Annotated in this window: 20 protein-coding genes; 5 read left to right on the plus strand and 15 right to left on the minus strand. The window is 52.1% G+C overall.

Annotated features, from left to right (window positions below):
* Genes CGL_RS13690 through CGL_RS13700 form a run of 3 tightly spaced genes read right to left on the minus strand, consistent with a single transcriptional unit; the run spans window position 1 to window position 2,200 of the window.
* The gene (locus CGL_RS13690; protein ID WP_003853677.1) at window positions 1-759 is read right to left on the minus strand and encodes a multidrug ABC transporter permease; all 759 of its coding nucleotides are present in this window, start codon (window positions 757-759) and stop codon (window positions 1-3) included.
* Entirely contained in the window at window positions 752-1,684 is a 933-nt protein-coding gene (locus CGL_RS13695; protein ID WP_011015345.1) for an ABC transporter ATP-binding protein, read from the minus strand. Before CGL_RS13695 ends, CGL_RS13690 begins: the two co-directional genes overlap by 8 nt.
* 21 nt (window positions 1,685-1,705) lie before the next feature.
* Window positions 1,706-2,200, minus strand: coding sequence for an NUDIX domain-containing protein (locus CGL_RS13700; protein ID WP_011266001.1), 495 nt, complete (start codon window positions 2,198-2,200; stop codon window positions 1,706-1,708).
* A 119-nt stretch (window positions 2,201-2,319) separates the two neighbouring features.
* On the opposite strand from CGL_RS13700, the gene CGL_RS13705 reads away from it, so the two are divergent.
* The 3 genes from CGL_RS13705 to CGL_RS13715 are packed head-to-tail and all read left to right on the plus strand — an operon-like array spanning window position 2,320 to window position 7,285.
* Window positions 2,320-3,792 carry a hypothetical protein gene (locus tag CGL_RS13705; RefSeq protein ID WP_011266002.1) on the plus strand — a complete coding sequence of 491 codons (1,473 nt, stop codon included), beginning with the start codon at window positions 2,320-2,322 and terminating at the stop codon, window positions 3,790-3,792.
* On the plus strand, window positions 3,793-4,827 hold the full coding sequence (locus CGL_RS13710; RefSeq protein ID WP_011015348.1) for a glutamate ABC transporter substrate-binding protein: 1,035 nt from the start codon (window positions 3,793-3,795) through the stop codon (window positions 4,825-4,827).
* Window positions 4,817-7,285: a serine/threonine protein kinase gene (locus tag CGL_RS13715; RefSeq protein WP_011015349.1), complete on the plus strand. Its 2,469-nt coding sequence runs from the start codon at window positions 4,817-4,819 to the stop codon at window positions 7,283-7,285. The genes CGL_RS13710 and CGL_RS13715 overlap by 11 nt, the downstream gene beginning before the upstream one ends.
* Before the next feature lie 479 nt (window positions 7,286-7,764).
* Here the strand turns inward: CGL_RS13715 and CGL_RS13720 are convergent, their stop codons facing one another.
* Both CGL_RS13720 and pta read right to left on the minus strand, forming a co-directional pair.
* Window positions 7,765-8,958 (minus strand): acetate kinase, encoded by a 1,194-nt coding sequence (locus CGL_RS13720; RefSeq protein WP_003862874.1) that lies wholly within the window; start codon window positions 8,956-8,958, stop codon window positions 7,765-7,767.
* Window positions 8,958-10,343 carry a phosphate acetyltransferase gene (gene pta, locus CGL_RS13725; protein WP_011015350.1) on the minus strand — a complete coding sequence of 462 codons (1,386 nt, stop codon included), beginning with the start codon at window positions 10,341-10,343 and terminating at the stop codon, window positions 8,958-8,960. The genes CGL_RS13720 and pta overlap by 1 nt, the downstream gene beginning before the upstream one ends.
* Before the next feature lie 512 nt (window positions 10,344-10,855).
* On the opposite strand from pta, the gene CGL_RS13730 reads away from it, so the two are divergent.
* Both CGL_RS13730 and CGL_RS13735 read left to right on the plus strand, forming a co-directional pair.
* Window positions 10,856-12,223 carry an FAD-dependent oxidoreductase gene (locus tag CGL_RS13730; RefSeq protein ID WP_011015351.1) on the plus strand — a complete coding sequence of 456 codons (1,368 nt, stop codon included), beginning with the start codon at window positions 10,856-10,858 and terminating at the stop codon, window positions 12,221-12,223.
* A gap of 136 nt (window positions 12,224-12,359) precedes the next feature.
* Window positions 12,360-12,908, plus strand: coding sequence for a GNAT family N-acetyltransferase (locus CGL_RS13735; RefSeq protein WP_011015352.1), 549 nt, complete (start codon window positions 12,360-12,362; stop codon window positions 12,906-12,908).
* Here CGL_RS13735 and CGL_RS13740 read toward each other — a convergent pair.
* From CGL_RS13740 to CGL_RS13785, 10 genes are all read right to left on the minus strand, one after another.
* The gene (locus tag CGL_RS13740; RefSeq protein ID WP_011015353.1) at window positions 12,897-13,907 is read right to left on the minus strand and encodes a hypothetical protein; all 1,011 of its coding nucleotides are present in this window, start codon (window positions 13,905-13,907) and stop codon (window positions 12,897-12,899) included. The two genes, CGL_RS13735 and CGL_RS13740, sit on opposite strands and share 12 nt — an antisense overlap.
* A gap of 14 nt (window positions 13,908-13,921) precedes the next feature.
* Window positions 13,922-14,953 carry a hypothetical protein gene (locus tag CGL_RS13745; protein ID WP_011266003.1) on the minus strand — a complete coding sequence of 344 codons (1,032 nt, stop codon included), beginning with the start codon at window positions 14,951-14,953 and terminating at the stop codon, window positions 13,922-13,924.
* 105 nt (window positions 14,954-15,058) lie between these two features.
* Window positions 15,059-15,460, minus strand: coding sequence for a hypothetical protein (locus tag CGL_RS13750; protein WP_011015355.1), 402 nt, complete (start codon window positions 15,458-15,460; stop codon window positions 15,059-15,061).
* A gap of 1 nt (window position 15,461) precedes the next feature.
* Window positions 15,462-16,688 carry a formate-dependent phosphoribosylglycinamide formyltransferase gene (purT, locus tag CGL_RS13755; protein ID WP_003853648.1) on the minus strand — a complete coding sequence of 409 codons (1,227 nt, stop codon included), beginning with the start codon at window positions 16,686-16,688 and terminating at the stop codon, window positions 15,462-15,464.
* Window positions 16,689-17,625: 937 nt separating this feature from the next.
* Window positions 17,626-17,985 (minus strand): hypothetical protein, encoded by a 360-nt coding sequence (locus CGL_RS13760; RefSeq protein ID WP_227747700.1) that lies wholly within the window; start codon window positions 17,983-17,985, stop codon window positions 17,626-17,628.
* 103 nt (window positions 17,986-18,088) lie between these two features.
* On the minus strand, window positions 18,089-18,856 hold the full coding sequence (locus CGL_RS13765; RefSeq protein WP_011266004.1) for a hypothetical protein: 768 nt from the start codon (window positions 18,854-18,856) through the stop codon (window positions 18,089-18,091).
* Window positions 18,857-19,147: 291 nt separating this feature from the next.
* A protein-coding gene (locus CGL_RS13770) for an IS3 family transposase (RefSeq protein ID WP_096633838.1) occupies window positions 19,148-20,339 on the minus strand; the annotation gives its coding sequence in 2 pieces (ribosomal slippage) (window positions 19,148-20,101 and window positions 20,103-20,339; 1,191 coding nt in all).
* A 159-nt stretch (window positions 20,340-20,498) separates the two neighbouring features.
* Window positions 20,499-21,641, minus strand: coding sequence for a sensor histidine kinase (locus tag CGL_RS13775; RefSeq protein ID WP_011015359.1), 1,143 nt, complete (start codon window positions 21,639-21,641; stop codon window positions 20,499-20,501).
* 73 nt (window positions 21,642-21,714) lie between these two features.
* The gene (locus CGL_RS13780) at window positions 21,715-22,335 is read right to left on the minus strand and encodes a response regulator transcription factor (protein ID WP_011015360.1); all 621 of its coding nucleotides are present in this window, start codon (window positions 22,333-22,335) and stop codon (window positions 21,715-21,717) included.
* Window positions 22,336-22,883: 548 nt separating this feature from the next.
* On the minus strand, window positions 22,884-24,176 hold the full coding sequence (locus tag CGL_RS13785; protein WP_011015361.1) for an adenylosuccinate synthase: 1,293 nt from the start codon (window positions 24,174-24,176) through the stop codon (window positions 22,884-22,886).
* Window positions 24,177-24,262: the final 86 nt, after the last annotated feature.

The following is a 24,262-nucleotide window of genomic DNA, read 5'->3' on the forward strand; positions in this document are numbered from 1 at the left end:
TTAGGCGTCTTTCTTTTCTAGGACGACGATTCCGAGTGCGAACAGCACGAATGCCCACGCTCCGAAGTACACCGCTCCCATGGTGGTGGACCATCCTGGATCAATTGATTGATAGTCGGTGATGAATGCGTAGAGGTTGGTGAAGGGACCATACTTGCCGACGTATTCGCCGATGCGTGGCAAGAAAGACAGGAGGTTTTCGATAGCGAAGTGCCACATAAGCACCAGTGCCACTGCTCCTGCAGTTTGACGCAGCAGGAGCGCAATTCCGGAACAGAAAGTTACCAATAGTGCTGCTGCCAGTGGGTATTGCCACATGATTCGTCGTGCTTGCGTATCTTCCCACACCACCAGGGTGGAGCTTGCAGTGTCTGATGCCAGGGCTTTGGCTAGATAGAAGCACAGAATCACGGTGATGAAGGTCAACACTACGGCGAACACGAGGTACAGCAACCATTTGGAAACGGCGACAACCCAGCGTTTTGGTGTGGCGAGGAAGGTTTGGGTTTGGTAGCCGAATCGAAATTCGGTGGTGAACATCATGATGGATTGGATCATGATCACCACGAAGCCAAGGAGGTAAAGGCCGGTGACTGTGCTGCCTGCGAGAAGGAACAGTGATGCAAAGCTTTCGCCGGTGGCGAGTGATCCGGTGAGCGCTGCGTATCCCAGGCTGAAGACCAGAATTAGTGCGGTTGTCCACCAGAAGGATTTGGTGGTGACAAGTTTGGTCCATTCGGAGCGGATGGTATTAATCATTGTTGTCCACACTTCCAGCCTGGTACTGCACTGCTTCGCCGGTGGTTTCGAGGAATGCTTCTTCCAGGGATGCTCGGGTTTCGGACAGTTCTAACAAGGCAATTCCTCGTTCGAATGCCAAACGGCCGATGTCATCGGTGGTGGAGCCATCGATGCGATATGTCATGCGTCCGCTTTCATCTGGTGCTGTGTTGAATGCGACTCCGGCTTCTTTCAACGCGTTTTCCAAAGCGCCGGGTACTGCTGCGCGCACCACAACTGTGGAAGCGGAATGGGAGCGCACAAACTCATGCATGGGCATATCGGCGACCAGCTTGCCACGCCCAATCACGATCAAATGTTCCGCAGTTTGCGCCATCTCGGACAGCAGGTGGGAACTCACGAGCACGGTTCTGCCCTGCTTGGCGATGTTTTGCAACAAGGTGCGCACCCAGTGAATGCCTTCTGGGTCAAGGCCGTTGACGGGTTCGTCGAGAATTAAGTATTCCGGATCGCCGAGCAATGCTGCAGCAAGTCCTAGACGTTGGCCCATGCCTAGTGAAAACCCACCGGTCTTCTTTGACGCAACACCAGTCAGTCCCACGAGGGTGAGAACTTCATCGACTCTTTTGGTGGACAGCCCATTTGCACGGGCGATCCACTTGAGGTGGTTTTCTGCTGTTCTATTTGGGTGTGTTGCTTTGGCATCAAGCAGTGCTCCCACTTTGGTCAGGGGATTTTTGAGCGATCGGTAGGGTTGTCCTTCGATCGTGGCATGCCCTGCAGTTGGATTATCTAAGCCAAGGATCAGCCGCATCGTGGTGGATTTTCCGGCGCCGTTGGGGCCGAGAAATCCGGTGACTATTCCGGGTTTTACTTCGAAGCTCAGATCATCGACTGCGCGGACCTGACCATATTGTTTGGTGAGGCCTTCAACGTTGATCATGCGCACCAGTGTCGCATAAACCTACTCTGTTGTGTTCAGTAGCTTTCTTAAAGAGGGCCACGCTTTGGCGAATGCTGGCATCAAAGCCAAAGAGTCAACCGCTGCGATATCTACCCACCGTAGTTCGAGGGATTCTTCATTAGCGGTGGTATCTAGGGTTTCGCCGGTTTTAGTTCGTGCGATGACCGTGGTGTAGGTCCAGTTGCCGGCAAGTTCTGGGCGTTCTGGATCGGCGGGAAAAGGGCCTGCGGTGACTATTGAATCTAAAACTTCCACGTCGTCGGGCAGGATTCCAGTTTCTTCAAATGCTTCACGCAGGGCTGATTCCGCTGCGGTTTCATGTGAGTCTCGTGCGCCTCCAGGGAGTGCCCAGGTGTCGCCGTTGTTGGTCCATGCGGCTCGGTGCTGCATGAGCATTTGTTTATCTGCTACCAACAACAATCCTGCTGCTCCGTTTTTGCCCCATACTGCCCCGCCATTGGGTGCTGCTGCCCATCCATCGCCGTCGCCTTTCATGGTGTCCACATTAGGCTAAACGCTGGGGGTATTCATCAAGGTAGCCAATACTTTCAACATGTCATGAGTCACGCTATTCTGAAACAATGATCCGGGATGGAAATGGGGAGCATTCAGAGGTGCCTAATCCTCTGGATGATTCTGCGGTGCAAAATTCAGCCCCACATTCAGCCCCACATTCAGCTCGGACCCGGTTGGAGTTTTTGGATACCGATGACTCGCCTGATCATTGGCTTGATCCGTTAACGGAGAAGGATACTTCTAAGCGCACTCTCGTTAATTCGATTGTTCAGGAAACTTTCGGCCAGCCTATTTTTGTTGCCCGCAAGATTTGGGCTTTCGTCAATACGTCGCCGGGCCGGATGACGTTGATGACGATTATCATTTCGATCGCCATTTTTGCTGCTGGTTACGCCATGTCGGTGTCTTCGGATACTAGGCAGTCCAATTTGGATGATTTGATCACTAATGCGGAGCCTGTTTCCTATAACGCGCATGTGCTGTATACATCATTGTCGGTTGCTGATACCACTGCTACCACTGGTTTTGTTCAGGCTGGTGTGGAGGGCCCGGTGAATCGGGTGAAGTATCACACTGCTATTGATCGTGCTGCGGTTGCTGCTACTCATACTGCGGCGTCTGCGGATAGTAGTAATGAGCATTTGATGGAGTTGGTGCTGGAGATTCAGCGTCAGTTGCCGGTGTATACGGGGTTGGTGGAAACTGCTCGGACTAATAACCGTGCGGGTAATCCCGTGGGTGTGGCCTATATGTCTGAGGCCAGCGCGATGATGCGTAATGAAATTTTGCCGATGGCGTCTGAGCTTTACAACCTGACGAGTCGTGCGGTGTCTGATCAGCAGCGTTCGGTGACGGGTCCGCAGTGGTTTCCGCTGTCTGGATTGCTTGCGGCTCTTGCCATGTTGATTGTTGCGCAGTGGTGGTTGATGCGGATTACGCGCAGGCGCATCAACAAGGGGTTTGCCCTGGCCACGGTGATGATGATGACGGCAACGTTATGGGTGTCAGCTGCAAACTGGGCGACGTGGCAGGCTGGCACGAAGGGTTTTGAGGAAGCGTCGGGGCCGTTGAATTCCATGACTACGGCTCGTATTTATGCGCAGCAGACCCGCACGACGGAGACGTTGTCGTTGGTGCGTAGGCAGTCGATTCAGGGCAGTGGCACTGGTTTTACCGCAACGATTAATCAGATTAAGCGTGCGCTGGATGAGTATGAAACCACTGCGCAGTCACAGACTCCGGAGCATCAGCAGTTGATTACGGCGATTCGTAATGCGATTGCTGCATGGACTGCCGATCACGATGAGTTCACGGTGTTGTTGGCGTCTGGTGATTACAACGGTGCGGTCAATGCGGTGCTCAACAAAGATGAGGAGGGCCAGACCAGCTTTGATGAGCTCGATACTGCGCTGGCTGAGCTGATCGCGGATTCTCGCAGCTCCATGCGTTCCTATATCCAGTCGGGCCTGCAGGCCACGGAGTTGGTGTCCGTCATGGTGATGATTCTGTCTGTCGTTTCTGTGTTGGCTTTGTGGGTCGGCATCCGCCCCCGTTTGCAGGAGTACTTATAAATGCACGCTTTTCGACGCCCCCCTCCACTCACCACGCGAGTCGGCGCTGCATTGCTGGCCGCAACGCTGCTTGCTTCCTGCACTCCAACACCTGTGGAACCGGCAGAAACCTTGACTGCTTTGGATCCCGATGCCGGTCCACCACTGCCACCGGATTCTTCGATTGAAGCTCCCGGTGAAAAAGAGCCCATTGTGGAAGTAATAGAGAATTGGCCAGGTTCTTTACGCCCGGATGATCTGACCCCTGAGGAGCGGGTACCTGGCATCGTCAACCGGGGTCGCATCATTGTGGGTGTGGATCAATCGCAAAACTTGCTCAGTTTCCGTGATCCGGTGACTGGTGAGCTGCGCGGTTTTGAAGTGGAATTAGCGAGGGAAATTTCCCGCGACATTTTCGGTGACCCCAATAAGGTGGATTTCCGATTCGTCGGCTCGTCCGACCGTCTGCGTTCCCTTGACCAAGGTGATGTAGATATTGTGATTCGTTCCGTCACGATCACCGACGAACGCGCCAAATTGGTGGAATTTTCCACACCGTACCTGCGCACCCAAACCCGCATGTTGACCATGGAATCTTCAGGAATCACGTCCATCGCAGATCTACCCGGCCACACCATTTGTGTCACCGATGGCTCCACTTCATTGCAGCGAGCCCGCACCATTGCGCCGGAGGCCTCAATCTTAAAAACTCGCAATTGGTCCGATTGTCTCATGGCGTTGCAGCAGCATCAGGCTCAGGTCATTTTGGGCGATGATGTCATTTTGTCCGGCATCGCAGCACAGGATCCCTACACCGAGATTCTTGATACCTCCCTCGATTCCCATTCCTATGGAGTGGCAGCGGCATCGACCACTGCTGAAACAGACTCTTCGGGGTTGATTCGGCAGGTAAACTACACAATTGAACGGATCCGCACAGACCGCATGTGGTGGACAATGTTCGACGATTGGTTCGGACCTTATCTCTGGTCCTACGGTCCACCACAGCTGCAGTACATGCCAGAGGAAGAAGGGACAGAAAACGATGAAGGATAATGAAGATTTCGATCCAGATTCACCAGCAACCGAAGCTGTTGCCTTCAACCCTTTCGACGATGACGATGAGGATGATTCCCCCGCTACCTCAGCCGTTGCCTTTAACCCTTTTGAAGATGACGATGACGACGATGAGTTCCAAGGCGAAGGCCTAGAATTCCTGCTGCGCGACCTCGACAATCTGCGAGCCACCCAAGGTCAAATGGTGGTGGAACAACCAGCAGTTGAAGACAGCCTCGGGTCAGCATCTGCGCATACGGAGACAACTGCGGCCTCACTGCGTCCCCGCCCAGAGGTGGATCCAAGTGAGAGGAGTCGTCGACAAGCAATTTCGCTGTTCCGCGAACGGCGCCGCGTAAGGCGCCAATCCCGCCCAGTTGCTGATGGCATGGTGGAATTGCCGTTCATCACCCCCAAACCGGAAGATGAGCTGCTCATCGACCCGGAAAAGAAGCGCAAACCTGGTGTGGCAGCGCCGCAACTTGTCGCGGGCGATATCGTCGCAGAGCAATATGAAGTCCTCGGCGTCATCGCGCACGGCGGCATGGGTTGGATTTACCTCGCCAACGACCGCAATGTGTCCGGCCGCATCGTGGTGCTCAAAGGCATGATGGCGCAATCTTCCGTTCAAGACCAAGGCACCGCTGAAGCCGAACGCGAATTCCTCGCCGACATCACCCACCCCGGCATCGTGAAGGCCTACAACTTCATCGACGACCCCCGCGTCCCCGGCGGATTCATCGTCATGGAATACGTCAACGGCCCCTCCCTGAAAGACCGCTGCAAAGCCCAACCCGACGGCGTGCTCCGCGTCGACCTCGCCATCGGCTACATCCTCGAACTCCTCCCCGCCATGGACTACCTGCACCAACGCGGCGTAGTGTACAACGACCTCAAACCCGAAAACGTCATCGCCACCGAAGACCAAGTTAAACTCATCGACCTCGGCGCGGTTACCGGCATCGGCGCATTCGGCTACATTTACGGCACCAAAGGATTCCAAGCACCCGAAGTAGCCACCCATGGCCCCTCAATCTCCTCCGATATTTTCACCATCGGACGCACCCTCGCAGCACTCACCATGCCCCTCCCCGTTGAAGACGGTGTCCTCGCACCGGGCATCCCCTCGCCCAAAAATTCACCTCTTCTGCGCAGGCATTTGTCGTTCTACCGCCTCCTGCAACGCGCCACCGCCGACGACCCCCAACACCGATTCCGCAACGTCAGCGAACTACGCACCCAACTCTACGGCGTACTGCGTGAAATTTTGGCAGTCCGCGACGGCAAACAATACCCGCCACAGCACTCACTATTCTCCCCACAGCGAAGCACCTTTGGCACCAAACACCTCGTGTTCCGCACCGACCGCATCATCGACGGCATCGAACGACAAGCACGCATCACAGCACCAGAAATTGTCTCCGCGCTGCCTGTCCCACTCATCGACCGCACCGACCCCGGCGCCCGTATGCTCTCCGGATCCTCCTATGCAGAACCCTCCGAAACCCTGGAAACTCTGCGCAACTCCATGGAAGACGAGCAATACCGCCAATCAATCGAGATCCCCCTCGGTGTCGTCCGAGCCCTCCTTGACCTAGGCTTTACCACCGAAGCACGCCAATGGCTCGAAACCCTAGAGGGACGCATCGGCGACGACTGGCGACACAAATGGTTCTCCGGAATCACCTACCTCCTCCTCGACGACTACGCCACCGCCCAAGTATTCTTCAACCACGTCCTGACCATCCTGCCCGGCGAAGCCGCTCCTAAACTAGCCCTCGCAGCTGTTGACGAACTCATCCTCCAACAAATCGGCGCCGAATCCACCGCCTATCTCACCCCAGACATCGTCTCTGCAACCGCGACCCTCAGCAAAGATTTCGAAGACCTCGACGCCTCCGCCTTCGAATCACTCAGCGACACCTGGTCCCACATCTCCAGCGACCCACACGTAGTCCGCTTCCATTCACTGCGCCTCTACGCACTTGTCTGGGCAACCAACCCCACCACCGTGTCCTCCGCGTTCGGGCTCGCCCGCCAACTCATGGCCGAAAACCAAATCGAACTCGCAGTCCAAGCCCTAGACAAACTCCCCCAATCATCCACCCACTACCGAATGGCCACCCTCACCACCATCTTGTTGCTGGTCAGCTCCAATTTGAGTGAATCCCGCATCCGACGGGCTGCCCGCCGACTCACCGAAATCCCCACAAACGAACCCCGCTTCAACCAAATCAAAATTGCCATCATGTCGGCAGGCCTCAGCTGGCTTCGAGAGCGAAAACTCAAAGCTTCCGCCTCCGCGAACCCTTTGTTTGAATACCCGTTCTCCCAAAAAGGCCTGCGCACCGGCATCTCCGAGGCACTCCGCATTCAGGCACGTTCTGCACCGTTCCCGCACCACCGTTACGCACTTGTGGATATGGCGAATGCCGTGCGGCCACTGAGTTGGTTCTAGCTGTTTTGACTTGGGGCTATTTGGTAGGTGGCGATTTAAGGGCCTTTAGGAGTGCGATGTCCCCTAGTTTGACTTTGGGCGAGTTAGGCCCTTAGAAGCGATTCTGGGGGAGTTACTTTTGGGACAATTGGGGCTGATGTGATTTCTGCGGGGTTACTGCAGGTTTCCTGTTCAACTTCTCGTTACGGGTTGCTGGAATTCGATGAAATGGAACGAATATTCGCATAATAGCAAGGTGTTAGAGCAAATTTTCGACCAAAACCGGCCTTTTAATGTTCGGTGGGGACGAAAATTCGCAACCCCAAGAGGTCTAGGGGCCAACAAGCGATTCCTGTGAAGCTCCAGGGCAAGGATCCACCACGTTCCAAAGGAAAACTGGGATCTGTGGTGGATCCGTGCAGTTTCACCCCTTAAAAACGCAAAAATCCACCACAAAACCGCTGATCAGAGCGATTTGTGGTGGATCCTAACCAGGAGAGCTAAGCGAACTTCACCGCGTACCTAGCGATAGCTAACTCTTCATTAGTTGGAATAACAAACACCTTCACCTTGGAGGCATCGGTGGAAATCAATCGAGGACCATCGTTTGGCAATGCGTTACGCTCTGGATCGATCTCAATTCCGTACATTTCCAAACCTGCCAAGGCATCCTCACGGACAAACTGGGCATTTTCACCGACACCGGCGGTGAACACGATGGTGTCTACCCGTCCCAGTGCCACCATGTAGGAACCGAGGTAGCGGCGGAGTTGGTGTATGTAAATGTTGTACGCGGACCAGGCATCTTGATCATTGTTGTCGATCATTTCCCGCAGTTCACGGAAATCATTAACACCGGAAAGTCCCTTTACACCCGACTTTTTGTTCAGCAGATTATCGATCTCATCGATGCTCATGCCAGCGGTGCGGGAAAGGTGGAAGACGATACCTGGATCAATGTCACCGCTTCGGGTACCCATGACAAGGCCCGCGAGAGGTGTCATACCCATGGAAGTATCTACCGCACGGCCACCTTGAACAGCAGCCATGGATGCGCCGTTGCCCAGGTGGAAGGTGATGGTGTTGATGTCTTCGGTGGGCTTTTCCAGAATTTCCACCACGCGCTTGGACACAAATTCATGGGAGGTGCCGTGGAAACCATAGCGCCTGATTCCGTGTTCAGCTGCGACATCCTTGTTGATGGCATACAGCGCAGCTGCTGGTGGAAGTGAGTGGAAGAAACCGGTGTCAAAGACAGCTACGTGTGGGACATCGGGGAGAATTTTTCGAGCAACATCAATGCCGTCAACGTTTGCAGGGTTGTGCAGTGGTGCGAGTGGAATGAGATCGCGGATCATTTCCACGATTTCATCAGTGATAAGTTCCGGTGCGGAGAACAAGATTCCGCCGTGGACCACGCGGTGTCCAACTGCGGTGATTTCCAGTTGGGAAGGACCACAGTTGTGCTGGTCCATGAGATCGAACGCCAGGTTTAGGCCTTCGGAGTGATCTGCGATGGGTGTCTCTAGGGTATATTTTTCACCCTCTATTTTGAGTACGATGCGGCCGTTTGGCTCACCAATCTGCTCCACAAGACCAGAAACATATGGCTCGTCGATGGCAGAGTTTTCGGGGTTGACCAGCTGGAATTTGATGGAAGATGAACCGGAGTTCAAAACAAGTGCCAATGCCATTAGCTGCGTCCTCCTGCCTGAATTGCTGTGATGGCTACTGTGTTGACGATGTCAGGGACTGTTGCGCCACGGGAAAGGTCGTTGACTGGTTTGTTTAGGCCCTGCAGAATCGGACCAACTGCCAGGGCGTGACCGGTGCGTTGTGCAGTTTTGTAGCCGATGTTTCCGGCTTCCAGGTCAGGGAAGATAAACACATTTGCCTGGCCAGCGACGTCAGAGTCTGGCATCTTCTTGCGCGCCACACCCGGGTCGACGGCGGCGTCGAACTGAAGTGGTCCATCGACGCATAGTTCTGGGTTAAGTCGGCGTGCTTCTGCAAGAGCGTCGATGGCGCGATCCACATCTGAGCCTCCGCCGGAGTTGCCAGTGGAGTAGGACAAGATGGCTACGCGAGGATCAATGCCAAATTGTGCTGCAGTTTTTGCTGACACAACGGCGATTTCACCAAGCTGTTCAGCAGTTGGGTTCGGGTTAACAGCACAGTCGCCGAATGCCCACAGTCGCCCGCGCAGCACCATGAGGAAGATGGAAGAAACGACGGATGCTTCTGGAACAGTTTTGATGATCTGGAAGCTTGGCTTAATGGTGTGTGCGGTGGTGTTTGCTGCACCGGATACCATTCCGTCGGCGTCGCCGTTGTGGACCATCATGGTGCCGAAGTAGGAAATATCCTTCATGATTTCGCGGGCTTCATCGATAGTGACGCTCTTTGACTTGCGCAGCTCCGCGAATTGTTCGGCGAATTCCTCCAGGCGAGGATCTGTCAGCGGATTGACCAGGTATGCAGTGTTAAGGTGCAGGCCAAGTTCGGTAGCGCGCTCCTTGATCTTTACTGGATCGCCCAGGATCGTGATGTCACAGATGTCTTGATCAAGCAGCTGGTGGGCAGCCATCAAGATGCGGTCGTCGTCACCTTCTGGCAGCACAATGTGGGAGTGCTCTGCGCGTGCGCGCTTGAGCAGCCAGTTTTCAAAGAGTTCGGCGCTCATGACTGGTTCGAGGTTGCTGTGGTTGCGCACAGCCTTGCGCAGCTTATCCGGCATTGGCTCTTGTTCAGCGGTAAATGCTGCTGCAACAACTGCGCCGGCATTGTTTACCTGGGTGCGAGCAAGAGCAACGTGCTTGCCTTGCTTGTCTACCAGCAGTAGCACTGGGACGCCGAGGGCAGCGGCGACCTGGGCGTCGAAAAACGTGTTTCCTACACCGATGATGAGAGCTGGCCCCTCAGCGAGGAGGTCCGCCGCGAGAACTTTGGATACTTCTAGTTCTTCGTCGGGCAGGTAGGTGAGCCGAACTCCAAGGTCTGCTGCTACTTCTTCCAAATCGAATCCATCGAAGCTGCGGTTGACCGTGGTGATCAGAGCTGAGGTCGGTGTGTCAGACATACATCGCCTTTCTAATTTCAGCCTGAACCTTCTCATTGATGACACTTCAGGCTTGTGCCTCCTGGCACTAATGAGGGGAGGTTGTGATTTCTTACATAGTTTAGCGTTCGTCCGCCTTGCGTACAGCCCGGTTTGCAAAGTTTTATTTTGTAATTTTCAAACCGATCTCAATTCCACGCTTTGAGCAGCACAAATGCTTATTGCCGTAGAAAACAATACGGAGCGGTTACAAGTTGCGAAGCACCCTTTGCAAAGTTTTTAGCGGTACTTTACAGCTCTTCACCCCCCATTAATGGGGTCTATGAAAGCGCGCAGCGTGACAAATCTGACCCCAGCAAAGCCCCCAATACTCCCCGACTGGCCTTTATTAGTCTGCACTTACCACGTATCATGGAGGGTTGATAGCAGGGCACCATTAGCAGTCGCACCCCGATAGGAGTCGAATCTACAAGTGGAACCCCCGCTCACATACTCCACATTTTTTAGAACCCCTTTAAGGAATCGAACTTTATATGTCTCGCCCTTTGCGTGTTGCCGTTGTCGGTGCAGGTCCAGCAGGAATCTACGCGTCTGATTTGTTGATGAAATCCGACACGGACGTGCAGATTGATCTTTTTGAACGTATGCCAGCGCCTTTCGGTTTGATCCGTTATGGTGTTGCGCCTGATCACCCTCGCATCAAGGGCATCGTGAAGTCCCTGCACAATGTGATGGACAAGGAGCAGCTGCGTTTCTTGGGCAACATTGAGGTCGGCAAGGACATCACTGTTGAGGAGTTGCGTGAGTTTTATGACGCGATCGTGTTCTCCACTGGCGCTACTGGCGACCAGGATCTTCGGGTTCCAGGTTCTGATCTGGAAGGTTCGTGGGGCGCTGGCGAGTTCGTTGGTTTCTATGATGGCAACCCGAACTTTGAACGCAACTGGGATCTTTCTGCTGAGAAGGTAGCGGTTGTTGGTGTCGGTAACGTGGCGTTGGACGTTGCTCGTATTTTGGCGAAGACTGGCGATGAGCTGCTAGTTACTGAAATCCCTGACAATGTCTATGAGAGCTTGGCTAAGAATCAGGCTAAGGAAGTGCACGTTTTTGGTCGTCGTGGACCTGCTCAGGCGAAGTTCACTCCGTTGGAGCTGAAGGAACTTGACCATTCCGACACCATCGAGGTGATCGTGAACCCTGAGGACATTGATTACGATGCAGCTTCGGAGCAGGCTCGTCGTGATTCCAAGTCTCAGGACCTCGTGTGCCAGACTTTGGAAAGCTACGCGATGCGCGATCCTAAGGGCGCTCCTCACAAGCTGTTCATTCACTTCTTTGAGTCCCCAGTGGAGATCCTCGGTGAGGACGGCAAGGTTGTTGGCCTCAAGACTGAGCGTACTCAGCTGGACGGCAACGGTGGCGTGACTGGCACCGGCGAGTTCAAGACCTGGGATATGCAGTCAGTTTACCGCGCGGTAGGTTACCGTTCTGATGCGATCGAGGGTGTTCCTTTTGACGATGAGCGCGCGGTTGTCCCCAACGACGGCGGCCACATCATCGATCCTGAGGTCGGCTCCCCCATCACTGGCCTGTACGCCACTGGCTGGATCAAGCGTGGCCCAATTGGACTGATCGGCAACACCAAGTCCGACGCCAAGGAAACCACTGAGATGCTGCTTGCTGATCACGCTGCTGGTTCTTTGCCTGCGCCTGCAAAGCCTGAGTTGGAGTCCATCATTGAGTTCCTCGATGAGCGCAAGGTTGCGTTCACCACATGGGATGGCTGGCACCTGCTGGATGCTGCGGAGCGCGCGCTGGGTGAGCCTGAGGGCCGCGAGCGCAAGAAGATCGTTGAGTGGAATGACATGGTGCGCCATGCTCGTCCAGAATACGACATCTAAAGTCGCTTAAAGCCTCAAAAAAGGGCGCTGTTGGAGGTTAATCCACAGCGCCCTGTGTGCACTCTATTAGTGAATATCCGGTGAATGCTCGTCCCTCGACTGTCTACTTAGTAGGTTTGCAGGCTAGTCTTTTGTCATGACCCGATACTTTGCAGTTTCCAATCTTCAGGAGCTTGGCTCCCTCGAAGTACACAAATTGTACAAACTTCGTGTAGATATTTTCGTCCACGAGCAGCAGACTCCGTACGCGGAGATCGATGACACCGATGCTGCCCCAACCACCAATCACATCCTGGTTTGGGAGCGCGCCGACGCCACCCCAACCAACCTCATCGGCTGCGCACGCCTCGCGCCCATCACCGCCGCCGAGCTTAAGGCGTACACCGGCAAGGGCATTTCGCTTGACGACGCCACCCCGCTCTCACAACTCGGCCGCGTAGCGGTGGCACAGGAAGGGCGGGGCTCGGGGCTCTCAGGTGAGCTCATGCGCAACGCGCTGCGTCTTGCATATGAGCAGTACCCCGACCGCGATGTTGTCCTGACCGCGCAGAAGCCTTTGGTAGATTTCTACGCAGAATACGGCTTTGAGGTCTTGGGTGAGGAATACCTTGACTCGGGTGTTCCTCACCTTCCGATGTTGCTCAAGGCTGATGAGCTTGAAAGGTTCTCAGACCTAGACGCCTAATCCGTAGTCACTGGAACTCACCCACATCTCCTCGCCGGTCGCGGTGCGGAAACGCACCCGATCGCCGTCGAGTGTTACGGAGAGGGAGGCGTCGAGAAGCGAATTTGGCGCCTCAATGAGCTGGCGGCCGCGGAAATAGTCGAGGCCGGGGTTGCCCACTTGGGTGCCCATCAGGCTGAGTTTTCCGCCGGTGACCGTCAAATGAATGAGGTTGCTGCCGTCGTCCCAGCCGGGGGTGCTGAGTGTTTGGCACCAGAAATCTTGCGATCCCGGCGCGTCAAAGAAACATGACATGGCGTTGCCGTCACTGAACCGTAATTCCGCGATGTTGGAAAATGCCTGGTACAAGCCACCTTGTGTGGTTAGTTCCGCGTCGCGCTGGGCATTTGAGAGCATCTCAAAACCCTGCGCGCTGATGCGGAATGTTTCATTGGTCGCGTACTTAATGCAGGAAATTTCATCGGCAGACTCGGTGAAACAAGCCATGGTGTGTAAATCGATGTAGGTTCCCGGCGGCAACGTGGTGTAATTTTCCGGCATGACATGAGAAATCGCCGTGGTGTACTCAGCAAAACCTGGTCTGTTTTCCACATTTGTATCCGCCACTACGTAACCATCGTCGAATTGGCACGCACCCTGCACGAAACTCAACCGCCAATCGGTGGAGGGCTCCCGGTTGATAGGTGCGTCCTGTTCCATGGGGCGAAACTCACATTTAATGGTTCCATCAGCTGAGGAAAAACTCACCTGTCCAGGCTGATAACCACTGGAAAAGTGCCCCACATTTTGGCGAGTGTAGCGAGGCGTCAAGTTGATACCTTCTGCCTGCTGCGTGGTCGTTTCCGCAGGTGTCGTGGGTTGTGGTGGCTGCGCTGCCGTTTCAGAAGTAGGTTGCGGGGCGGTTTCTGTCACTGTTTCTGTAACCGGCGGCTGCGTATCAGAGCATGCAACCACCGCAAGCGCCACGAATGGAATGATCGCTAACCACTTGGTTTTCATCAGTGCTCCTAAAATTAGTGTGTGCCGGCTCCAAAATCGTGTGTGTTTGCCCAATACTGATTCCCCTGAGGCGTGGTCAGCGTGAGGGTGGTTCCATCAAATTCTGCACTCACACCGTTCGCGAGGAGATACGATCCCGGACCGAATATTTGTTGAGATTTATAAACGCTTTGCGTTGGATTCGTGGGGCGAGCACCCTCAAACTCGGAGTCGGCCTGGTTCAGATTCCACCACAGGGTGTTGGCAGGGCCAGCTGAAGTTGACCAGCCTCCAGGACCACTGTTGTGGCACAAGAACTCTTCCGCCTGCAACTCACTGACACAGGTGATGCTGGTGCCATCGGTGAACTGGAAATTCGTCATTTTCGATAACGTTTGAACCTGGCCACTCGAATTAATTAGCTGCTCAGTGGCTTTTGCAGGATCAAGCTCATGGAAGCCCTGTTCATTCATGGTGAACGCCTGGTTGGAGGCGAAATCGAGACAACTAAACTCCGATACACTCGGCGCCCAACAACCCATGTGACCAAGATGCACCATCTCACCAACATCGAGAGTCGCTTGCGCTTCTGGTAATTCTTCTTCGGTTTCACTCAATTCGGCAAAGCGTTCCCGGACATTTTCATCCGTGGTGACGCTGATGTGTTGATCACCAAAAGCGCACGTTCCCGCAGTTTCGTCGAAATCAAACTCCTTGATCTGATAGCTGGTCTCCCCCGGTGTTGCCTCGAAGAAACACTGCGCTGTGATCCCATCGCCAGTGGTAAATACGGCAGTTTCTTGGTCTTGGACACCGATGTCATACGTTGCTGGATCGATGTGGAGATAATCCAACTCGGTGGCTGCTATGGGAGTTGCTATGGGAGTTGCTGTGGAGCTTGCTGAGGAGGTTGTTGAGGCTTGAGGAGTCTCGGGAGCCTGCGAAGTCAGGGTGGGCGCTGGCGTTTGTTCTGGGGTTTGTTCCTGTTCGGAGCAGGCCTGGAGCATCAAAAGCCCGACTGAACTAAGCGCCATGAGAACTGCGTGCGCTGTTGTCGTTCTAGCCATGATGAACCTGCCATCTCACGAGGTGTGCTGGAGTCCACTTGTTTCTAAAACGTTAGTCTCCCGAAACCTTGATTAATACCCTCACGGCTAATTGTTATAACCTCGTTAAATTTTTATGCCTACTCTGCTGCCTCTCCTGAAAGCGCAAAAAATCGTGATCACCAACCACAACACTGCACACCCAAAGTTAATGAGCGCAGGGTGGAAGATCACCGGGTCACTCACTGGTGTAGTCCACACGAGGTAACTGATGAAAAACAGGGCAGCAATTGCCCCTGAAGCCACCACCTCAGAGGTGGTGGTGTGCCTGAGAGAAATCCCAATGATGTACAAACAAAGCGATACCACGGCAAACACTACCCCAATACCTAAAGCCCACCAGCCGGCAGCCCCGCCGGAGTCAAGCTGCGGGCCAACAGCTACCGCCGCGTATCCGATCAGGATGACACCGATGGCAAGCAGGATCGTAGAAACCCACGAAATGCTGCCCCGATGCTTTCCCAGCATGTTAAGCCTCTGCGGAATTTCCTGGATGAACCTTGATCGCCGCGGCAGCCAAAGTGGCGCGGTCCCTGGCTGCAGCCACATCCTCAGCGGTGGACACTGCAACACCCATGCGACGCTTGGTGAAGGCCTCTGGCTTGGCAAAGATACGAAGATCAGTTTCAGCCACTGCCAGCGCTTCAGCCAACCCGGTGTAGCTCACGCCTTCAGATTCGATGCCACCGTAGATGACAGCGGAGGCACCTGGAGAAATCAGGGTGACATCAACAGGCAATCCCAGAATTGCCTTGGCGTGGAGTTCAAATTCAGAGAAACGCTGGGTGGCAAGGGTGACAAGGCCGGTGTCGTGTGGGCGTGGGGAGACTTCAGAGAAGTACACGTCATCGCCGGAGACAAAGAGCTCCACACCAAATACGCCGCGTCCGCCCAATGCGTTGGTGATGCGTGCGGCTACTGAGCGTGCGTTTTCCAGCGCGCGAGGAGTCATCTCCATTGGCTGCCAGGATTCCACGTAGTCGCCGTCTTCTTGGCGGTGCCCAATGGGCTCACAGAACCAGGTCGCAGGCTTAGAGGTGGTGGGATCGATGGACCTTACTGTCAACAGGGTGATCTCGTAATCGAATTCCACGAAAGCTTCCACGATGACGCGGGAGTTGGCCACGCGTGCACCGCTCATCGCATAATCCCATGCTGCCTGCAGATCGTCTGAACTACGCAAAACAGATTGGCCCTTGCCGGAAGAACTCATCACTGGTTTCACCACGTTGGGGTAACCAAGCTTTTCAGCAGCTGCGGAGAATTCCTCGAAAGTGGAGCAGAACTCATAGTTGGAGGTTGGAAGACCCAGTTCCTCTGCCGCCAGCTTGCGGATGCCTTCGCGGTTCATGGTCAGCTTGGCTGCACGTGCAGTGGGCACGATGGTAGCTAGCCCCTCTTCTTCGATCTTCACCAGTTCATCGGTTGCCAGTGCTTCGATTTCAGGAATGACAAAATCTGGGCGCACACGCTCCACCAATTCCCGCACCTGGGCTGCATCTGTCATGTCGATGACATAGGAGAAGTGAGCGACCTGGTGGGCTGGGGCATGTTCGTAGCGATCAACTGCATGGACTTCCAGGCCGAGACGCTGGAAAGCGATGGCTACTTCTTTGCCTAATTCTCCTGATCCCAGCAGCATCACTTTCGTGGCATTGGGGGTCAAAGGGGTGCCGATCGACTCTGGGATGTACATGCCTTTTAGCCTCCGTTGGAAGATGTCAGAAATATTGGTGTTCACTTTATCTGACGCCACCTCGTGAAAGCTCTAAACCTGTTAAAAAGGTTGCTTAATTTTGCGACAACTGATTGCTGTTAACTGCGCTGGAGACCAAGATCAGTGGCCGGTTCAAGTCTTAACGGCGCATCCCGCGAAATGAACACTGGTGGGCTGAAATATAGAAGTCGATTTAAGAAGTTAAAGTATCTCATCTCTATGGATGAGACTCATTGAAACTGTGTGGAATGAGTCTGCAAAGCGTGATTAAAGATTAGCAAGATACCTGAACAAAAGTTCGGAGTTCTCGATCCAAATACCCATTATGGATCAAAAGCGAGTTCAGACCCCATAGAACAACCCAAAAGTTGCAATGTAGATAGACGTGCAACAAGTCCTGAAGAACCCAAGACAGCGTTCTTCGAGACGATCAATCAGGGGATATCCTGCCTTCGGACCAACCAGGCTATAGCGATTATTGGCCCACCGGGCAGCCGTAACTAAAAGAAGCTGGGATCAACTGTCCCGAAATAGCTGCAGAGATAACCATAAGCCTGGATTCACCAAGGCCAATTCAAAGCTACACACGAAATTAGAAAATGCCGCCCTGAGCTAGAATAACCTAGATCGCACATAGCCTGATCCGCCCTAAACATGACACGGACTATCCATGCAGTAATTCCGTTTCAGAAGGTGTTCAAGGTCATGTAACGCGATCCCCAATCCGTGATTTCCACACAAACTTGAACCAAGCCACAAAGTAACTAAATCTCAGGTCCACATCCTTCAGTCGAATAATGCAACGATTCCCCACGCTATGCAATCTGGAACACGTTGCATCAACTCGACCCCGAAATAGTTTTAAACAGGTTCGCTAATCTTACTCCTTTAAAAACTTTTGACACCAAGGGTATTTTTATTTTGAATCCTGACTAACAGAGAGATTGCTAGCCAGCCATTCACCGTTTACCCCCTTAGAAAAACTGAGGGTCGGGACGGTTAGTTTATTTACTAAAGAAGTGGTTGAATCACAAAGTACCACATCAGACGGGTTCAATAAATCTGATTCAACTGAATCATCGGACCAAAATACAATGCCTGATTGCTCAGAGCCTTCCAAATCCGGAACCAACTCTATGGGTAGATCAAGCACTTCAGATGAATACGTACTGGGCGTATCTGCGCAAATGAACGCGAAAGCTGTCCACTCGCTCCCGTAGATATCAGAAAGGTTAACTACCGGACGATTGAAATTAGATTCCTCGAGAAAACTCAAAAGCGGTGATTGTGAATCAGAACAGCTAGTAAGTAATAGACAAGAAAATAATACTGCAGTTCCTTGCTTAACAAACCGGGCTTGAAGCATGATTGCCCTCAAATCAATAAACTAGCGAAGTTTCCAAAGCTAACCCTGATCCGGTTTGGATCTCTAAGATTTCGTTACCTTGGGTTATGCGTTGAAAGACACCGGCACTTACCATTTCAATATTATGAGAATTAGAGTTCTCTATGATTTCATTCGGCTTCTCTGATGATTCTGGGAAAACCAGAAAACTTAGTTCTTTCGTGCCATCATTCAATGAAATGCTTCCACCCCTGCTCTCAAAGGCCTCTGCGGAAACATTGGTTACAGCTTGAACTTCAGGACTTACAATTTTTAACTGAACATCCCCCGCAGAACTGTGAACTTCCTGAAGGGACCAGGATCCATCGGTCCATCTAGTACTTTCAGACGCAATACTGAAAATTTCATCCTGACTATCCGCAATAGACATTCCCCCACTTGGGATTCCTCCAATCCATGCTCGAGCTGGCGCTTCTTGGCCACCCAATCGATATTCATATGTAAAAGAAGCACGTTCATTATTGAGCTGAGAAGTGCTAACACTACAAGTGTCTCCACCAACTGAAGAATAAATCCCCAGTCTACAAGTCATAACTACCAAAGGGTTATCGGTAAGACCGCTGCTTGCATTACTGGAAGTTCTTAAAAAGCCCCACGATCCTGCACCTTCATACATTGTAGTACCTGGCGTTACAACACCATTAAACCAAGTATTATCCACAGCGTTTGCAAGTGGAGCTGACATCAAAGGAGCTGCAAACATAAGAGCTACAAGACATCTTGTGGCTTTGCTTAGTTTCATGTTAAACCTTTCGAGTTTAGGAAGGAGAACAATTTGAATATAGCTAACAAAAACAACAAATAACTTTTCTAAGCGAAAATTCCCGAAAAGTGCCCAAATCTTGAGGGTGCAAAAGGTATACATTCAAAACGTGAAGTGCAGATAAGAAATGCTATAGTTCTGTCAAAATAAAACCTTCCTGATAAGCGTGTTTAATCACTGATCTAACTCACTAGGGTTGTTGACTGACTCTAAACTATGGTCACGGTCCCGAAGATTGGGACCTGCCCCCTGGAAACACAGGCGATTTAATCAGGAAACAGATTTCAGAATAGCTAAATTTCTACTCTCGAACACCGCAGGCACCACATAGCCACACCAAGAATGCCTGCGATTTGTGCTGTACCTGGTACACCAGCGAAATACCTCCCGGCGGCACACCAACTGATTGGCAAACGTCTTGGAATCCTGCAGCACCTCTCGCTTGAGGGCGGCATTAAACGACTCCGCCAGCGAATTATCCGCACTGGTACCAACAGCACCCATCGACTGACGAACACCCAACTTTTTACAAGTGTCCTGAAACGCCTGCGAGGTGTACACACTGCCGTGATCCGAATGAAACACCGCACCCTTCAGGCTGCCTCGCTGACTCTTCGCCATCAGCAATGCCTCCTGCACCAATGACGTGCGCATATGATCCGCAATCGCAAAACCCACCAGCCTACGGGAATAGCAATCAATGACCGTAGCCAGATACATGTTCGTGCCATCTGCGATCGGTAGGTAAGTAATATCCCCGACGTAAACTTCATTTGCTGCTAGTGCGTTAAAATGACGTTTGACCAGGTCAGGGAAGACAGGCTTCTTTTTATCAGACACGGTCGTGATGACCCTGCGTTTCTTCGTGAAACCAAACAGCTTTAATGATGCCATGATCCGGGCGACTCGTTTATGGTTAACCGGAGTGCTGCCAGGATCATCGTTGAGCTCAGCCGTGATGCGTTTTGAGCCGTAGCAGCCGCGTTCTTTCGTGAAGATGGACTTGATCTTCGCTCCTAAGACTGCGTCGCTGAGCAGGCGGTTGCTCCTGGTCGGGGCAGTCTTTTTCCATTTGTAGTACGAGGAGCGGTTGATTTTCAACACTTCGCATAACCGCTTAACCGGATAGGTTTTTCGCACGTCGTCAACAAACCGGAAGCAGCTCACCAGTTTGTCTCTTGCCGGGAAATATTTAGCAGCTTTCCGCAGGATGTCGCGTTCTTGCGCGTTGTAGCGCGTTTTCCTTCTTCAGCTGCCGGATTTGTTCAGCTTCAGAGACTGCCGCAGATGGGGTTGTCCCTTGTACGTTGTGGTTGGATCCGTATTTGATGATCCAGTTTTTCAGGGTTACTCGGTTGATGCCGAGATCGTTGGCGATCTGTTGGAGTGAGGCCCCGTCGGAGTTCTCGTACAAAGCAACGGCGTCGCGTTTGAACTCCTCGGAATAGGTCTTGGTTGGCATGATCGGTAGGTTACCTTTCTATCCCAGAATGTTGGGATGTTAGGTGTCTACCAAACAGGGGCCAGGTCCCTTTAACGACAAACAGGGAAGGTGGGTAAAATGTCGCAAATTCCAGCAGTTATAGTAAGTGATTGAACAAGTTCAACAAATAGAGACAATTTAAGAATCCTCACATTTCAAAGGTAGTGAAATAACTACTTTCCAGTATCCTTGCAGTGAAGTCACACAGACCTGTCCTTTAATATTACGTATCCTTCTGGTTAAGCTTTCTACGCCAATGCCCACACCTGGAATTGCGGACTCCCCATTTGCATGCCAATCTCCAATAGGATTCATTACTAGAATCTGAAGAGACTGTGCTTTTTCTGTTATGCGAATAGTAACGTTTGCCTTGGGCGGAGAATGTTTAATTGCATTACAGACTGCCTCATTGAAGGCTAAAGCAAACGCCGTTTCAGCAATATGGTCCAGCTTATAGTTCTTTTTTCTACTGTCAAAGGAAACGACATGTCCTGCATCTACTAATAACTGAATGGCAGAATTAACCGTGTCATGAATAGAAACTGCAGCCCATGCTCCAAACGCTGTGGCTTTTTCAGCAGACTCCTCGACCACGAGGTGTCTAACTAATTGATGCAAATCAGCCACTGCCTCTTGTCCAATTTTGGCAATACTGTTTAGTTTTTCTTGAATCTTTTTTGGATCAGGCTCTAGTTCAGTCAGCTTTGATTGAACTATCATTATTGCCAACGATCTTGCCATACTGTCATGCAAATAGTGCGCTATATCAGTACGGATTTTTTTGATGATTTCCTGCTGAGTAATTGCACGTTGCTTGCGTTCACTCAAAATTTTCCACCGACCTGCCCCTGTGCCAGCTGCTACAAGTATGAGCAAAATTTCGGTAATGAGAGATGGAGAGTCTTTAGCCTCAAGAGGCCTTTCCAAAGCTACCCCATAAGCAATTAAGATCCATTCAACTCCCAAAATCAATGCGAGAGCGAAGCGCCCACGGCTTGTTGCGTATTCCACAGCAAGATAAACAATAAAACCAGTTAGGAGAAGATGGTCTGCCCAAGCATTAAGCCATACAGTCGCCACTAATGCGAGAGGTAAGGCGGCAACGGGAAAACGTACATTAATAAGTGGGATCATTGACAGCGCGATTACCTGGATGCCAAAATTTCCCAAGCCTATTGCAGGCATAGTTAATGATAAAGTTATTAGGAACAAACTCGTTATACATTCGAGACTCCCATTATCTATATATCGAAGTAACGAGAAGAGTTTCTCCTTCTTCATTTTTTACTTTCATCTCCCTGGGCGTGATTAGTCTGTAATGAAGAATCTCAAGTTAAGCGTGTATCGCCCCCTCTCAAAGTCGGGTCGATGCTACGAGTTCCAGACGACTTGATACCTGAAATCGTTGCATCAATCGACTAACGGATTTTTTGACTGAAACTGTCGATAATTTCAGCTCTGCAGCGATATCTGCATTACTCTTCCCCAAATGAAGAAGGGTGAGAACATCTCGCTCTCTGGTCGGAAGATCACTTATGGAGGAAGGAGGCTGCGACAAAAATTTACGTAAATTTGTTGCTATTTCAGGGGAGATGGTAGTTCCCCCCATAGCTGCTGATTGGACAGCTTCTATTATCTCATCTCGGTCGGCACTTTTGAGTAAAAATCCAAAGGCCCCAAATTGAAGCATAGAGAGCATCGCATAATCATCTAGAAAAGAAGTTAATGCTAGCACTCTGCAGGTAAGTTTCTTTTCAGCAAGTATTTTCATCAACTCCACACCGCTCAAAAGTGGCATACGAACATCACATAACACCACATCCACGATAGTCTTTGATAGAATGTCTAGCGCTTGCACGCCGTTCTCTGCCGTTGCGACGACATTGATGTTCTCATTAGTGGAAAAATAAGTTTCAAGTGCATTAATGAAAAAGGGTTCATCATCAACAATTAGAACTTGAATCGGGCCAAGCATGAGAGAATCCTAACTATGAAAAAGGAAGAGTGAGCGCAGTATATTTATGCTCATATCATTGATTTTAAGATCTGCCATAACTGGGTAAAACGTGAATACTTCCACTACTTTCCGAGTCGACGTAAATCTCTTGCGAAGCTCGCCTTTCAACGGCTAGGTACACCTAGAGTCCACTTCTCCCGAAATTCTATATTCCGGGAAATTACTGCTAGATAAGTACACGTTGTTGCATATGATACAAGATCCCATGAGGATAGTGTTCTTCACATGATGCATTTAATTCTGATTCAGACATGCATCTTTGCTTTGGTCACATAATCACTGATGCGCTTGATTACTTCTCAGCCTCGCCCCGCCCGGCCAATCGGTCAACCTGGTATTTTCGGCAACCACGTCCACCGAAACCTAATTAATCTGTCCATCGTGGACTTTCCCATCAAACCGGAGCCATTAATGGACTTGCCAAAAGAAAAACTCCCCGACTGTTGGAATCTGATTTCTCAGGCCGACTTCCGGGGAGTGGAGAAACTCACTGATGTTTATCAGTACTAGTTGTCAGCTAGTACGTCATGCAGGACGATGGTCTGATCGCGACCAGGTCCAACACCGATGTAGGAGAAGCGAGCACCAGAGAGTTCTTCCAGACGTCGGACGTAGTCCTGGGCCTTTTGTGGAAGATCCTCGAAGGTCTTGCAGTCGGTGATGTCTTCGTCCCATGCAGGCATGGTTTCAAAGATTGGGGTTGCGTGGTGGAACTCTGACTGGGTCAGTGGCATTTCATCGTGGCGAACACCATCAACGTCGTAAGCTACGCAGATTGGGATTTCACCGATGCCGGTGAGCACGTCTAGCTTGGTCAGGAAGTAGTCGGTGAATCCGTTGACGCGGGATGCGTAACGAGCAATCACGGAGTCGTACCAGCCACAGCGACGCTTACGGCCGGTGTTCACGCCGACCTCGCCACCGACGGTCTGCAGGTACTCGCCCCACTTATCAAACAGCTCAGTTGGGAATGGGCCGGCACCAACACGAGTGGTGTAGGCCTTGATGATACCCAAGGAGCTGGTGATCTTGGTTGGGCCGATACCTGAACCAACACTTGCGCCACCGGCGGTTGGGTTGGAGGAGGTGACGAATGGGTAGGTGCCGTGGTCCACGTCGAGCATGGTTGCCTGGCCACCTTCCATAAGAACGTGCTTGCCCTGATCAAGTGCCTCGTTGAGCACCAAGGTGGCATCGATGACCATGGGGCGCAGACGATCAGCGTAGGAGAGGAAGTACTGCACGATTTCCTCAGCGACGATGGCCTTGCGGTTGTACATCTTCACCAGCACCTGGTTTTTGTAATCCAGGGCGGATTCGACTTTTTGACGAAGGATGGATTCGTCGAAAATGTCTTGAACACGGATTCCCACGCGGGATACTTTGTCCGCGTAGGTTGGGCCGATGCCACGGCCGGTGGTGCCGATTGCGCGCTTGCCCAGGAAGCGTTCCTGAACACGGTCCATCACCTGGTGGTATGGAGCAACCAGGTGAGCGTTTGCAGAGATGCGCAGGCGGGATGCATCCGCACCGCGAGCCTCAAGGCCGTCGATTTCTTCGAACAGTGCCTCAAGGTTGATCACAACGCCGTTGCCCAAAATTGGGGTGGCCGTTTCGGAGAGGACGCCGGCAGGAAGGAGCTTTAGCTCGTACTTCTCGCCGCCGACCACAACAGTGTGTCCAGCGTTGTTACCGCCATTGGGCTTAACCACGTAATCGACGAGTCCGCCGAGAATATCCGTGGCCTTACCTTTGCCTTCATCGCCCCATTGAGCGCCGACAATAACGATTGCAGCCATTGGTTTACGTCACATCCGATCCATGAAGTTGGAGTATGCACGCGTGTGCGCACACAGACGTTATTTCATCTTACTATCCCATGTGA

The sequence above is a fragment of the Corynebacterium glutamicum ATCC 13032 genome, from assembly GCF_000011325.1.
In the GTDB taxonomy this organism is placed as follows: domain Bacteria; phylum Actinomycetota; class Actinomycetes; order Mycobacteriales; family Mycobacteriaceae; genus Corynebacterium; species Corynebacterium glutamicum.